At 66.4% G+C, this 13,251-nt stretch carries 11 protein-coding genes and 1 pseudogene; 4 read left to right on the top strand and 8 right to left on the bottom strand.

Annotation, left to right across the window (positions count from 1 at the left end):
- Positions 1-23 precede the first annotated feature (23 nt).
- Genes DMX06_RS23345 through DMX06_RS23335 form a run of 3 tightly spaced genes read left to right on the top strand, consistent with a single transcriptional unit; the run spans position 24 to position 3,083 of the window.
- Positions 24-380, top strand: a complete 357-nt coding sequence (locus tag DMX06_RS23345; protein ID WP_110739552.1) for a c-type cytochrome — start codon at positions 24-26, stop codon at positions 378-380.
- A 15-nt stretch (positions 381-395) separates the two neighbouring features.
- Positions 396-1,790 carry a D-arabinono-1,4-lactone oxidase gene (locus tag DMX06_RS23340; protein WP_110739551.1) on the top strand — a complete coding sequence of 465 codons (1,395 nt, stop codon included), beginning with the start codon at positions 396-398 and terminating at the stop codon, positions 1,788-1,790.
- Between the two features lie 15 nt (positions 1,791-1,805).
- Entirely contained in the window at positions 1,806-3,083 is a 1,278-nt protein-coding gene (locus DMX06_RS23335) for a DSD1 family PLP-dependent enzyme (protein ID WP_110739550.1), read from the top strand.
- 316 nt (positions 3,084-3,399) lie between these two features.
- Here the strand turns inward: DMX06_RS23335 and DMX06_RS23330 are convergent, their stop codons facing one another.
- Positions 3,400-4,302: a SphA family protein gene (locus tag DMX06_RS23330; RefSeq protein ID WP_258378909.1), complete on the bottom strand. Its 903-nt coding sequence runs from the start codon at positions 4,300-4,302 to the stop codon at positions 3,400-3,402.
- A 283-nt stretch (positions 4,303-4,585) separates the two neighbouring features.
- Between DMX06_RS23330 and DMX06_RS23325 the strand changes: the two genes are divergently transcribed.
- Complete coding sequence (locus tag DMX06_RS23325; RefSeq protein WP_110739548.1) at positions 4,586-5,620, top strand: AraC family transcriptional regulator; 1,035 nt, start codon at positions 4,586-4,588, stop codon at positions 5,618-5,620.
- Positions 5,621-5,629: 9 nt separating this feature from the next.
- On the opposite strand, the gene glsB is transcribed toward DMX06_RS23325, so the two are convergent.
- The 7 genes and pseudogenes from glsB to DMX06_RS23295 form a co-directional block, all read right to left on the bottom strand.
- Positions 5,630-6,547, bottom strand: coding sequence for a glutaminase B (gene glsB / locus DMX06_RS23320; RefSeq protein WP_110739547.1), 918 nt, complete (start codon positions 6,545-6,547; stop codon positions 5,630-5,632).
- A gap of 142 nt (positions 6,548-6,689) precedes the next feature.
- The gene (locus DMX06_RS23315; RefSeq protein ID WP_110739546.1) at positions 6,690-9,188 is read right to left on the bottom strand and encodes a TonB-dependent siderophore receptor; all 2,499 of its coding nucleotides are present in this window, start codon (positions 9,186-9,188) and stop codon (positions 6,690-6,692) included.
- 87 nt (positions 9,189-9,275) lie between these two features.
- Positions 9,276-10,223, bottom strand: coding sequence for a FecR domain-containing protein (locus tag DMX06_RS23310; protein ID WP_258378906.1), 948 nt, complete (start codon positions 10,221-10,223; stop codon positions 9,276-9,278).
- On the bottom strand, positions 10,220-10,738 hold the full coding sequence (locus DMX06_RS23305) for a sigma-70 family RNA polymerase sigma factor (protein ID WP_110739544.1): 519 nt from the start codon (positions 10,736-10,738) through the stop codon (positions 10,220-10,222). The genes DMX06_RS23310 and DMX06_RS23305 overlap by 4 nt, the downstream gene beginning before the upstream one ends.
- A 115-nt stretch (positions 10,739-10,853) precedes the next feature.
- Complete coding sequence (locus tag DMX06_RS26650; RefSeq protein ID WP_258378908.1) at positions 10,854-11,354, bottom strand: GNAT family N-acetyltransferase; 501 nt, start codon at positions 11,352-11,354, stop codon at positions 10,854-10,856.
- 9 nt (positions 11,355-11,363) lie between these two features.
- A pseudogene (locus tag DMX06_RS26645) lies at positions 11,364-11,921 on the bottom strand (HD domain-containing protein); the annotation flags it as partial.
- A gap of 25 nt (positions 11,922-11,946) precedes the next feature.
- Complete coding sequence (locus tag DMX06_RS23295; RefSeq protein WP_110739542.1) at positions 11,947-13,116, bottom strand: MerR family transcriptional regulator; 1,170 nt, start codon at positions 13,114-13,116, stop codon at positions 11,947-11,949.
- Positions 13,117-13,251 lie beyond the last annotated feature (135 nt).

Genomic DNA, 13,251 nt, shown 5'->3' with positions numbered 1-13,251 from the left:
GCACGGTAGAAGAGGGGAGCACCATGCCGCTTTTTCCACCGCTGCCGTGCGCAGCCGCCCTGACCACCCTGGCCCTGCTGCTCGGTGGTTGCCGGGACGACAGCAAGCCCGCCGCCACCCAGGCCGCCCCCGCGGACCCGGCGTTGGCCGCGCTGTACGCCAGCACCTGCCAGACCTGCCACGCCAACCCAGCATCCGGCGCGCCCCTGGCGGGCGACGCGGCGGCCTGGGCTCCGCGCCTGGCCCAGGGCGTCGACCGCCTGCTGGACCACAGCATCAACGGCTACCAGGGCATGCCGCCCATGGGCCTGTGCATGCAGTGCAGCGAGGCGCAGTTCCTCGCCCTGATCGGCTACATGTCCGGCCAGCCCCTCCATTGAGCGCAAGGTACTCCCATGGCGATTCACCTGTCCCGTCGTCGCTGGCTGCAACACACCGGTGCGACCTGCGCGTTGCTGGCGCTCTCCACTAATCCGGCACTGGCACAACTGCTGCGCGCGCCACGGCTGATCCCTTGGCGCAACTGGTCCGGCGCGCAGAGCTGCCTGCCCGAGGCGCGGCTGGCGCCGCAGAGCCTCGACGAACTGGCCCAGGCCATCCGCCAGGCTCCCGGCAGGGTGCGTCCGGTCGGTTCGGGGCACTCCTTCAGCGCCCTGGTCCCCACCGATGGCACCCTAGTGTCGCTCGGCTATTTCAGCGGTTTGCTCGACCACGACCCCGCCACCCTGCAGGCCGAGTTCGCCGCAGGCACGCCGATGTCGGCGATGGGCGCGGCGCTCAAGGCGGTCGGCCAGGCGCTGCCGAACATGGCCGACATCGACTACCAGACCCTGGCCGGCGCGATCGCCACCTCGACCCATGGCACCGGTGTCGGCTTTGGCTCGTATTCCTCGCGGGTCACCGGCCTGCAACTGGTCACGGCCAGTGGCGAGGTCCTCGACTGCGACAGCCATCGGCACCCCGAGGTGTTCGCCGCGGCGCGGGTGTCCCTCGGTGCGCTGGGCGTGGCCACCCGGATCCGCCTGCAGAACCGCGAGGCCTTCCGCCTGCGCGAGCGACAATGGATTGCCCGCACCGACGAGTTGCTGGAGGACGTGGAGAAGAACACCCGGGAAAACCAGCATTGGGAAATGCTGGTGATCACCCATTCCGACTACGCGCTATCCATCGCCCTCAACGAGACCAATGACGCCGTCACCGCCGCCCAGGATCCGGCCGGCGAAGGCGGCAACGAGTTCGTCAGCCTGATCGAGAAACTCGACAAGTACGGCAGCGACTTTCCCGAAGCGCGGCGCGTACTGCTCAACAGCCTGCGGCATGTCGCCAGCTTCGACGAGCGGGTCGGTGACTCGTACGAGATCTTCGCCAATGTGCGCAACGTGCGCTTCAACGAGATGGAGTACTCGGTGCCCGCCGAGCATGGCCCGGCCTGCCTGCGGGAGATCCTCGCGCTGATCCGCGAGCGTGACCTGCGCACCTGGTTTCCCATCGAGTACCGCTACGTCAAGGCCGACGATATCCCGCTGAGCATGTTCGAAGGGCGCGACAGCTGCTCGATCTCGGTGCACCAGCACTACAGCATGGACCACCACAATTTCTTCGCCGCTATCGAGCCGATCTTCTGGAAATACGCCGGGCGTCCGCACTGGGGCAAGCTGCACACCCTCAATGCGCGCACCCTGCAGCCGCTGTACCCGCGCTGGAAGGACTTCACCGAGGTGCGCCAGGCGCTGGACCCGACAGGCAAGTTCCTCAATGGCCACCTGGCCTCGATCCTCGGCGTGGGCTGAGCACAAGGAGATGTGATGAACAGACGCAAATTCCTGGTCGGCGCGGCCGGTGCCGGCGTGCTGCTGGCCGCTGCCGGCGCCTGGCTGCGCCCGGGCGCCGAGGGCGCCCCGCACGACGACTATTTCGCCAGGTTGCAGCGCGAGCTGCGCGAATACGGACCGATGCGCCCGGTGATGCTGATCGACCTCGACCGCCTGGACCACAACATCGACGTGGTGACCCAGTCGGTGCGCCGTGCCGGCAAGCAACTGCGCCTGGTGGAGAAGTCGCTGCCCTCGCCGCAGTTGCTCGACTACATCGCCCGGCGCGCCGATACCCGCCGGCTGATGTCGTTCCACCAGCCGTTCCTCAACCATGATGCGCTGCGCTTCCCGGATGCCGACATCCTGCTTGGCAAGCCGCTGCCGGTGCGTTCGGCGCAACTGTTTTACAAAGAGCACCGCGGCGCCTTCGACCCGGCCAGGCAACTGCAATGGTTGCTCGACACCCCTGAGCGCCTGCAACAGTACCTGGCGCTGGCCCAGGGACTGGGGACAAGGCTGCGGATCAATATCGAGCTGGATGTCGGCCTGCACCGTGGCGGGGTCAAGGACTCGGTGGAGCTGGAGCGGATGCTGGCGATCATCGCCGCCAATCCCCGGCACCTGGCCTTCGCCGGCTTCATGGGCTACGACCCCTTCGTCGGCATGGGGGTGCCGGGTATCCTCGGGTCACCCCAGGCGCTGTTCGCCAAGGTCATGGGCTTGTACGACAGCTTTGTCGACCATGCCCGCAGTTGCTACCCCGGGTTGTGGCGTACGGACCTGACCCTGAACACCGCCGGCAGCCCGAGCTACCGCATGCACGAGCACGAGCGCACCAGCAGCGAGGTGTCGGTGGGTTCTGCGTTGCTCAAACCCACCCACTATGACCTGCCCTCGTTGGAGGACCACCAGCCAGCGGCCTATATCGCCACGCCGGTGATCAAGCGCACGGGGGCGGTGCAGATTCCGGCGCTGGACGGCAAGTCGGCGTTGTTCGCCTGGTGGGACCCGAATCAGCGCGAGACCTTCTTCATCTATGGCGGCAACTGGCTGGCCGAGCCCGAGTCGCCCAAAGGACTGCGGTTCAACGGCCTGTACGGGCGCAGCTCCAACCAGGAGATGCTCAACGGCTCGGCGGCGGTGGACCTGCGGGTCGACGACCAGGTGTTCCTGCGCCCGACCCAGTCCGAGGCGATCCTGCTGCAGTTCGGCGACCTGCTGGCGGTACGCGATGGGCGGATTGTCGAGCGCTGGCCGGTGTATGCGTAGTGGGTTGCTGCGCAGGCCATAAATTCATGCATTTCCCTGTAGGAGATCGCCCAGCCATTCGGGCTGCGCTGTCGCGCAGGGAGCCGCCCTCTGTGGGAGCGGCCTTGCGTCGCGAAAGGGGCGCGTAGCGGCCCCTGATTTCGAGCCACCATCGAAATTGCCGGGGCTGCTGCGCAGCCCTTTCGCGACGCAAGGCCGCTCCCACAGGGCTTAGCTAAATCAATGAGTTACGGTTTGTTCCATGAGAGCGGCCTCGTGCCGCGATGGAGCTGTTCCGAGGCATGCACATGAGCGTGAAATAACAACGGATCGGGCATCACAAACTAAACGGCAAACTCAGCTTGACCCACAGCATCTCCCCCTCCGGCCTGTTGCGCACTGCGAACTCCTTGGCCCAGCGTGCCTCGATGCTGGCGTACTCAAGGAAGGTGTAATGCAGCGCCGGGCCGATGGCGAACACCTGCCCGCGTACCCCATCGTCGACATCCTCACCCATGAAGCTCACGGTCCGACCGAACTGCTTGTCGTCGGTGGTCTGCTTCACGTAGTAGCCATTGACCCCCAGGCGCAGGTTGTCGGTTACCCGATAGCTGGCCGAATAGTCGAAGTGGAACAGCTGCCCCGAGCGGTAGTCGGTGTCATGGTTCTCTTCGTTGAAGCTGTAGGTGGCCTTGACCGACAGCTCGCTGCGTTCGCTGGGCAGCCAGGTCGCCGACAGCAGCGGCTTGTACGTGTAGAAGTTGTTGCTGGTGTTGGCCATGCGCGTGGCCTCGTAGTCGCCGGTGGGCAGGGTGATCTCCAGCGCCGCGCCCAGGGTGAGGTCCGCGCCCATGTCCCACAGGATGATCGGTGCGAGGGTGACGTCGCCCTGGCTCTCGCGGCGGCTGCGCTGGCCGAACATCGCCACCTGCTGGCGGATGTAGGGCTGCGCCACGTAGCCGCCGACCCGCCCGCCGAACAGGCGCATCGGGCTGAGGTAGTCCAGCCGCGGGATGATCGCGTCGGAGGTGATCTTCACCTGCTCGACCTTGCCGCCGAGCGAGCTGATGTCCAGCTTTCGCGCCTGGTAATGGTTGTAGTAGAGGTTGAAGGCGAACATGTGCGCCGGCAACTGGTCGACGTTCAGCGGCAGGACGAAGAAACCGTCGGTGCCGGGACCGATGTTGTCCACGCCGTTTTCGGTGGCATGGGTCGGGAGGGCGAGGCTGGCGCTGAGCATGCAGGCGGCTGCCGGGGGCAGCCAGGCGAGGCGGGTCGGGTTCATGGTCGGGCTCGTTCTTATTGTTGTGGGCGAGCGGCGTTGTGCCGCCCTATACAAATAAGCGCTGGCCGTCAGGGGGCGCAGGGCCTTGCCGGACAGGCAGGGGGGCTTTGCCGGACACTCTGCAATATTTTGTTACTCTCGCCGTTGGGGCGCGTCCCTGCGCGATATGATGACGGCGCCGAGCGCAGTGCCCCCGACAACAAGAGCCTCAGGCGCCTCGGCCCGGGAGTAGTCTTTCATGCCCAATACCCCCCTCGACCCGCAACTGGACCTGGCGCTGGCCTCGCCGTTCATGTTGCAGACCCTGGTCCAGCTCGCCAGCGACCGTGGCCTGGATGAGGAGCGGCTGTGTCGCGGCCTGGGATTCACCCCGGCCGAGTTGCAGGACCCGGCCCAGCGCATCGCCTGCCGCCAGGCGGTGGTGCTGATCCAGCGCGCCCTGCAGGCCTTGCCCGGGCAGGGCCTGGGGCTGTGGGTCGGGCATCGCAATGTGCTGGGCACCCTGGGCCTGCTCGGCCACGTGCTGTCGTTGTGCAGAACCCTGCGCGATGCCTTCGAGGTGGGCGCGCGCTACCAGCACGCCAGCGGCGGCATCTCGGTCTACAGTCTGCACGAGGACGAGCGCGAGACCTTTATCGAGGTCGACTGCCGGCTGCCGTACGCCGAGATCCAGGTGTTCGCGGTGGAGGAGTTCTTCGCCAGCCTGATGGTCTACGGCCGGACGCTGATCGGTGCCGAGTTCCAGCCGCTGCGTTTCGAATTCACCCATGCCGCGCCGGCCTACCGGGACACTTACGTGCAGCTGTTAGGGCCGGCGGTGGCGTTCGGCTGCCTGCACAACCGCATGGTGATCGCCAGCCGCTGGCTCGACCAGCCATTGCCCGGGCACCAGCCGGTCGCCCTGCGCCAGGCGCTCAAGCTGCTGGAGCTGGAGTGCGCGCCGCTGCAGCACAAGGCCAGCCTGCTGCAGAGCGTGGAGCGCGCCATCGCCCGCGACCTGCCCGAGGGCTGCCGGATCGACAGTGTCGCCGCCGACCTCAACATGAGCAGCCGTACCCTGCGCCGGCACCTGACCGAGCACGGCGTGACCTTTGAAGGCTTGCAGGAGCAGGTGCGCCAGTCGCGGGCGATGAGCCTGCTGGGTAACCCGAACATGCCCATCGAACGCATCGCCGAGGCGCTGGGCTACAGCGATGTGCGCGGCTTTCGCCGGGCGTTCAAGCGCTGGACCGGACAGAGTCCCTCGGCCTGGCGCGACAACCCGGCCCTGTAGGGTGTTCGCTCAGACCGCCGAGAACACCGACCCGGTCATCCGCTCGCTCAGCAGCTCCAGCGCCCGCAGCCCCGCCAGCGAGTTGCCCGAGGCGTTGAGCGCCGGCGACCACACGCAGATGCTGTAGCGCCCCGGCACCACCGCGACGATGCCGCCGCCCACGCCGCTCTTGCCCGGCAGGCCGACCCGGTAGGCGAAGTTGCCGGCCTCGTCATACAGCCCGCTGGTGGCCATGATCGCGTTCACCTGCTGCGCCTGGCGTGGGCTGAGCACCTGCTCGCCGCTGTGCGGGCAGTAGCCGCTGTTGGCCAGGAAGGCGAAGCCGCGGGCCACATCGGCGCAGCTCATCGACAGCGCGCAGTGGTGGAAGTAGCTGCGCAGCACCGCGTCGACATCGTTGTGGAAGTTGCCGAAGGCTTGCATCAGGTAGGCCATGGCCGCGTTGCGCGCGCGGTGCTGGTATTCCGACTCGGCCACCACGGCGTCGCTGACGATGCGCGGGTTGGCCGCCAGGCGACGGACGAAGTCGCGCATCGACAGGGTGGGGGTGGCATAGCGCGACTGGTTGATGTCGCAGATCACCAGTGCCCCGGCATTGATGAACGGGTTGCGTGGCCGGCCTTTCTCCACCTCCAGCTGCACCAGCGAGTTGAACGCCTGGCCCGAAGGCTCGTAGCCCAGCCGCGACCAGATGTCCTCGCCACTGTGGTTGATCGCCTGCACCAGGCTGAACACCTTGGAGATGCTCTGGATCGAGAACGGCGTGTGCGCGTCACCCGCGCAGTGCAGCTGGCCATCCAGGCTCTGCACGGCGATGCCCAGCTGGTTCGGGTCGACCTGGGCGAGGGCGGGGATGTATTGCGCCACCTGGCCCTGGGCGAGCAGGGGGCGGACGTGGTCGAGGATCTCTTGCAGGAGTGCTTGCATCGGGAAACCTGGTGCGAAGGAAAGGCGCGATCGAAACGTTCAGGTAGACGATGGCCGCTGGCTGCGGAGCACATCGATTACACAGACGCTGCCAGCCTTCCTCTCACACCGGGTAGTCCGGGCCTGCCATCAACGCGTCGGCTCAGAACCTGCTGCGCACGGTCAGCATGAGGTTGCGCGGGTCGCCGTAGAAGTTGTTGTAGGCCGAATTGCCCACCGTCGCGTAGTACTTCTTGTCGAACAGGTTGTTGGCGTTGAGGGTTGCCGACCAGTGCTCGTCGATCCGGTAATCCAGGCTGGCGCTCCAGATCGTGTAGCCCGATTGCAGGAACTTGTAGTCGACCGGGTCGCCATCGAAGCGGCCAGTGGACGGATTGAACGGGTTGACCGTGCCTTGCTTGGAGGTGCCGCTCTGGCTGGTCGCGCCCAGGCCGACCTTCCAGTCCTGCAGCCCGCCGGGCAACTGCCAGGTGCCCCAGACCTTGAGCAGGTGCTTGGGCGTGACGCCTTCGAAGCTGCCACGACCGTCGCTGGCGTCCTTGGCCTCGAGGCGGTTGTAGGTGTAGCCGGCCGTCAGTTGCAGGCCGCGTGCGACTTCGCCGCTGATCTCGGCGTCGAAGCCCTTGCTGGTGACCTGGCCGGCGTTGAAATAGCAGCAGGTGGCCTCGCTGCCAACCGGGCCGCTGCCGTTTTCATCGTAGACGGCGGTGCCCTGTTGCTCGATCCGGTACACCGCGAACGAGCTGTTGAGGCGACCGTCGAACCATTGGCCCTTGAGGCCGACCTCGTAGTTCTTCGAGGTGGCGGGTGCGATCTGGGCGCCATTGGTGTCGGTGTTGCCGGCCTGGGGGGTGAAGGTTTCGGCGTAGCTGGTGTAGGCGGTCCAGCGGTCATTCAGGTCGTAGGTGAGGCCGGCATAGGGGGTGAACACGCCGTTTTTGTGCTGCGTTTGCGGACGTGATGGCGGGGTTGTTCCGTCGTAGAAGTCCTGTTTGTTCTGATAGCTGTAGTCGGTCAGGCGCCCGCCGAGAATGAACTTGAGGTCATCGCTGAGCGCCAGGCGCGTCATGCCGTAGGCGGAGCGGCGGATTTCGGGCAGAACTTGTTTCTTGTTCGGCGTGCTGCCCAGGTCCTGCGGCGGGGTGCGTCCGCCGAGGTCCACGGGAATGCCGGAAATCAGGCCGGTGCGCTGGATCACCGAGCCGACGGTGTTGGTGTAGTCAACGCCCAGCAGCACATCATGATGGCGGTCGAAGGCATCGAACCCGCCCTTGAGGTAGCTGTTGACGGTCTTGCGCACGCTGCCGCCCTTGTTCGGGTACTGGTGCCAGGTCGGCCCGGTGCCGGTCTGCGGATCCACGCCGCCGAAGTAGTACAGACCGGTGGAGTCGCGGTCTATGTCGACGTAGGTCAGGTCGGTGGTCAGCGACCAATCACTGGTGAAGCTGTGTTCCAGCCGGGTGTACAACTGCGTGGTCTTTTCCCGCACGGTGTTCCAGTTGGAGGTGAATGCGGTGTGACGTGGCAGCTTCAGGTCGGCACCGTCGCTGTAGCGCGGCAGCCCGGCGAAGTAGGGTACGCCATCGTTGTCCTGGAAGCTGCCGCCGGCGGTGAGCACGGTGTCTGGCGTCAGGTCGAGCTCAAGCGAGCCATAGGTCAGCGAGTTGCGGGTATCGACGTAGTCCAGAAACGACTTGCTGTCCTGGTACGCCAGACCGAGACGGCCACGCAGGGCCGCGCTGTCCACCAACGGTCCGGTGACGTCCAGTTCGCTGCGGTAGTTGTCCCAGCTGCCGGCCGAGGCGGCGAAACTCAGGTGTTGCTCGCGCAGGGCGCGCTTGCGCACAAGGTTGATGGTGCCGCCGGGGTCGCCGGTGCTGGAGTACAGGCCATCGACGCCGCGCAGGAACTCGACGCGCTCGTACTGGGCCATGTCCAGCTGGCTGAGCGAACCGTAGCCGGCGATGGAGGTGGTCAGCGGCGCGCCACCGTCGAGGGTGGTGTTGGACACCGCGAAGCCGCGGGAGAAGAAGTTGCTCTCGTTGCCCATGGCCGCCTGGGAGATCCCGCCCTTCTGCACCGAGACGCCGGTCATCTTGCCCATCACATCGGTCAGGCTGTTGAGGTTCTGCTCCTCGATGCGCTTGCGGGTGATCAGCGAAACCGAGTGAGGCACTTCGCGCAGCGAAGTCGCCACCTTGCTGCCTACTGTCGCGCTGGTGGCGGTATAGCTGTCGGCATTGTCCTGCAGGCTCTGGCTGTCGATCTGCGTGGCACCCAGCTGCACGGCGTCATCATGCGCCAAGGCGATCAGCAGGTAGACGCCATTGGCCTGACGGACCGCCTGCAGGCCGCTGCCCGCCAGCAGCACGGCAAACCCCTGGTCGATACTGTAGCGGCCTTGCAGGCCGGAGGAGCGCAGGGCCCGGGTGGACGCGCCGTCAAACGACAGCGCCACCCCGGCCTGGCTGGCGAAGCGGCTCAGGGTCTCGGTCAGGTTGCCGGGCGCAATGTCGTAGACCCGGGCCTGGGTGCTGCTGGCCGGTGCGGCCAGGGCGATGCCGGGCAACGCGAACGTCGTGCCCAGTGAAAGGTGAATGGCCAACGCCAATGCCGAATGTACCGAGTGCCGCGTGCTCATGCTTCCCTTCCCAAGTGGTTGAGTGGTGTCAGATGGAAGGAAGGGCCGAACGAGCGCGCATGAAAGTGCAATCCCGGGCAAAGATAATCAGCCGCGCGCGGTCACCGTCACCCAGTAACGGGTGCGTCGTTGCACGTCCAGGGCGAAGGCGCTTTGCAGCGCCTCCAGGGCCAGGTCGGTATCGGTGATGGGGAAGGCGCCGGAAATCCGCATGGCGGCCACCGCCGGGTCGCACCGCAGCACACCGGGACGGTAGCGCGACAGTTGCGCGAGCAGCTCGGCCAGGGGCTGTTCGATGGCGATCAGGCTGCCATCCTGCCAGGCGCCGACCGAGGCGTCATTGACGCGTATGCGACCGATGCCCGACGGCCCGAAGCCGACCCGCTGTCCAGCTTCCAGGCGTAGCGGCTGACTGCCCTCGACCGAGACCCGCACGGCCTTCTCCATGACCGCCACTTCGCAGCCCAGCTCGCCGGTGCTGACAAGGAAGCGGGTGCCCAATGCCTGCACCCGCCCGAAACGAGTCTCGACCAGGAAGGGGCGAGCGGCCGGGTCCGTGCCGGTACTGATGGCCAGCTGGCCGCGATGAAGCACCAGCAGGCGCTGGTGATCATCGAAACGCACGTCGACCGCGCTGTCGGTGTCCAGGGTCAACTGGCTGCCGTCGGCTAGGGTGAAGGTGCGACGCTCACCCACGGCGGTATAGTGGCTGGCCCGCAGGGCCAGGCCCAGGTCGCTGCGCCAGCCCAGGGTTGCCAGTGTTCCGCCACCGAGCAGGCAGGCGAGGCCGTAGAGCACCTGGCGTCGTGATTGCCCGGCCGCCAACAAAGTCGAGGCCGCCAGTTGGCCCGGCATGCGCCCGAGGTTGTCGCTGATCGCCTGCATGCGTTGCCAGGCCTGTTGGTGCAAGGGGTCGCTGTCATGCCATTGTTGCCAGCGCGCCTGCTCGTGGACGTCGACCGTCCCTGAAGCCAGCCGTGCGTACCAGTGCGCCGCTGCGCGGATTGCCTCGCGCTGGGCGGGTGATGGCGTCACGCGTGGGTGTCCCATTGCAGCAGGCAGATGTGCTCCATGGCCTTGGCCATGTGGCTGTTCACCGTGCGCAGGGAGATACCCAGCTGCGTGGCGATCTGGGCGTAGGTGAGACCGTCGAGCTGGGACAGGATGAAGACCTGGCGAATGCGTGTCCCCAACCCCGCCAGCAGGCGGTCCAGTTCTACCAGGGTTTCGAGCAGGATGGCCTGGGTTTCGGCGCTGGGGACCTGAGCCTCGGGCAGGCTGGCCAGGGTGTCGAGGTAGGCCTGCTCCAGTGAGCGCCGCCGCAACAGGTCAATCATCAGACCTTTGGCCACGGTGCTCAGGTATTGGCGTGGTTCGCGGATTTCCAGTGCGGTACGGGCCTTGAGCAGCTTGACGAAGGTGTCCTGTGCCAGGTCGGCGGCATCGCAATGATTGCCCAGGCGCTTGCGCAGCCAGCCACGCAGCCAGGCACTGTGCTGGGCATAGAGGGTACTGACCGCAGAGGGCAGGGCAGGGGAATCGGCCGACATGGATAAATTCTTAAATGGGAATTTATCGCATTATTGTGTATTTCCCAGCGGGCTGGCAACGGGATGCGAGAGAAAGGGCCGCTCCACAGGGTCTGCCATGGAGCGGCTGGATGGCTTACGCCGTCGCCTCGAAGGCAACGTGGTATTGCACGCAGCCCTGCGGCAGGTCACCGCTGAAGGCCAGGGCCTGGAAGTACTCGGCCGGCACGCCCGGCAAGCTCAGGCTCGGTTGGACCTTGAAACCGAAGCGGCCGTAGTACCCCGGGTCGCCCAGCACCACGCAGCCCTGGCCGCCCAGCCCGTGCAGGCGGGCCAGCGCGGCGTTGATCAGCGCCGAGCCGATGCCCTGGCCCTGACGCTGCGGCAGCACCGAGACCGGCCCCAGTCCGTACCAGCCCTCGGCGCCCGACGACAGGGTTACCGGGGAGATCGCCACATGGCCGACGATGGCGCCGGCCTCCACCGCCACCAGCGACACCGTCAGTTGTCCGGCCTGACGCAGGGCAGCGACGATGAACTGCTCGGTGTGGCTGCTGTGTTCGGCGTTGGCGAAGGCGGCCTCGGTCAGGTGGCCGATGGTGGCGGCATCCTCCGGGCGCTCGTCACGCAGGGTCATGCCATTGTCGAGATGCCTGCGTGTGTCGGCGTCGATCAGGCCACGCAGGGCCTCGAACAAAGGCGTGGCGGCGGTGTAGCGCTTGCCATAGTCGAGGTTGAAGGCATAGTCGAAGCCTGGCGGGTTGCGACCCTGGTTGTGCTGCAGCAGGGTCTCCAGCTTGTCGAGGGCCTTGACCGCCTGCGCCTCGACCGAGGTCGCGGCCTCGTACTCCTCCCACAGCGCCATGATCTCGTCGCGCAGGCCCGCGTCCAGGCTCGACATCAGGTGCAGCAGGTCTTCGCGTTCCTGCCGGCTCTTGTCGGGGAAACCCTGTTTGCTGACGGCCGGGACGTCGCCGCTGATGGCCTCGCCCAGGTCGTGGACCAGGCACATCTTCAGCACCTTGAGCAGGTCGAGGTCGCCCAGTTCGTCGGCGAAGGTGATGGCCATCAGGCACAGCCGCCAGGTGTGCTCGGCGGTGCTTTCGGCGCGGCCGCTGGAGGTGTGGGCGCTGCGGATGACGCTCTTGAGTTGTTCAGCCTGGCGCAGGAAAGCGAGGCGGTTCTGCAGTTTTTCGATGTTCATGGTGACTCCATGTCCTGGGTCGGGTTCAGCGCGTCTGCATGACGAACAGATGATACCCGTACTCGCCCAGGTGGTTTTCGTGGATCTCGAGTTCGCGGCGGATGTCGGCCAGGGCCAGGGAGGCGAAATCCTCGCTCGCCAGGCTGGCCACGCGTTCGCGCAGCGGCTCCAGATAGTTGGCCCAGGCCTGCGCGCTCAAGGGGAAGTGCGACAGGGTGCGATAACCCAGGCGGGTGATGGCGGCCAGGCGCGTTTCGACGCTGTGCAAGTCGGGGTAGGCGGCCTGCCAGAACGCCTCGGCCGAAGGGTCGAGCCGGTCGGCCACCCGCACCAGGTCGCTGACCACCAGGTAACCCTGGGGCTTGAGAAAGGCGCGCCAGTAAGCCAGGGCGTTGTCGAAGCCCATGATGTAGGCGCAGCCCTCCGCCCAGATCACGTCGAAGTGCCGGGGCGCGAGCGGCAGCTGGGTCATGCTCGCACAAATCGGCGTGACCCGCGCCTGCAGTCCCTTGGCGACCAGGGTCGCACGCAGGCAGCCCAGGCTGTGCTCGTCGTTGTCCAGCGCAGTGATGTGTGCCTGGCTGTGTTCGGCCAGCAGCACGCTGGAGGCGCCACGACCGCAGCCGATGTCCAACAGTGTCGCGGGGGCGTGGGGCAGGGCGTGCAGAGCCTTCAGCGAGTCCTGCGTGGAGCCTGGGCCGAGGTGTTCGAGGCCTTCGAAGATGCGTTCGAAGTCGGCCATGTAGTGTTCGTGTTCGTTCATGTCGCGGGACAGCCATTTCAGGCGCAGGGCCTGCTTCTCATTGAATCCCTGCCGGCGCAGCCACGCCAGGTGGGCGCCGGGCGCCTGCTGCTCGAGGGCCTGGTGCCAGGGGCGCATGGACGACAACCCGAGCATCGCCGCGAGCAGGTCACGCGAGCGTTGCCGGGCGGCGATCTCCTCATCCAGGGTGTGCAGGCGTTCGAACAGGGCCGCGCGGTCCAGGCGCGCTTCCAGGCAGGCCTGGCACTCCTTCAGGCTCAGCCCGCCGGCCTGCAGTTGCTGCAACAGCCGCAGTTGCTGCAGGTCCTGCTCGGCGTAGGTGCGATAACCGTTGGCCTGGCGCCGCGAGGACACCAGCCCGAGTTTTTCGTAATAAAGCAGCGTGGAGCGGCTCAGGCCCACCTTCGCCGCCAGTTCGGAAATGCGATACACCGGTCTTCCCCTCATGCAGTGGGGCGATGATGAACTATGAAGTTATAGACAGGTAAAGCGGGTTTCTACAGAAACAGGCGCTTCTTGAGATCGGGGTTGCCTGTGATCACAGGCAGCGCCGGCGTGCTCTTGAAG

The sequence above is a fragment of the Pseudomonas mosselii genome, from assembly GCF_003205295.1.
Taxonomy (GTDB): domain Bacteria; phylum Pseudomonadota; class Gammaproteobacteria; order Pseudomonadales; family Pseudomonadaceae; genus Aquipseudomonas; species Aquipseudomonas mosselii_B.
The sequence above is the reverse complement of the archived record's forward strand: the minus strand, read 5'-3'. Positions and strand labels throughout refer to the sequence as shown.

Excerpts from the sequence above, each read along its gene's own strand:
- DMX06_RS23345 (WP_110739552.1), top strand. The coding sequence starts at position 24 with ATGCCGCTTTTTCCACCGCTGCCGTGCGCAGCCGCCCTGACCACCCTG.
- DMX06_RS23340 (WP_110739551.1), top strand. The coding sequence starts at position 396 with ATGGCGATTCACCTGTCCCGTCGTCGCTGGCTGCAACACACCGGTGCG.
- DMX06_RS23335 (WP_110739550.1), top strand. The coding sequence starts at position 1,806 with ATGAACAGACGCAAATTCCTGGTCGGCGCGGCCGGTGCCGGCGTGCTG.
- DMX06_RS23330 (WP_258378909.1), bottom strand. The coding sequence starts at position 4,302 with ATGCTCAGCGCCAGCCTCGCCCTCCCGACCCATGCCACCGAAAACGGC.
- DMX06_RS23325 (WP_110739548.1), top strand. The coding sequence starts at position 4,586 with ATGCCCAATACCCCCCTCGACCCGCAACTGGACCTGGCGCTGGCCTCG.
- glsB (WP_110739547.1), bottom strand. The coding sequence starts at position 6,547 with ATGCAAGCACTCCTGCAAGAGATCCTCGACCACGTCCGCCCCCTGCTC.
- DMX06_RS23315 (WP_110739546.1), bottom strand. The coding sequence starts at position 9,188 with ATGAGCACGCGGCACTCGGTACATTCGGCATTGGCGTTGGCCATTCAC.
- DMX06_RS23305 (WP_110739544.1), bottom strand. The coding sequence starts at position 10,738 with ATGTCGGCCGATTCCCCTGCCCTGCCCTCTGCGGTCAGTACCCTCTAT.
- DMX06_RS26650 (WP_258378908.1), bottom strand. The coding sequence starts at position 11,354 with ATGACCCTGCGTGACGAGCGCCCGGAGGATGCCGCCACCATCGGCCAC.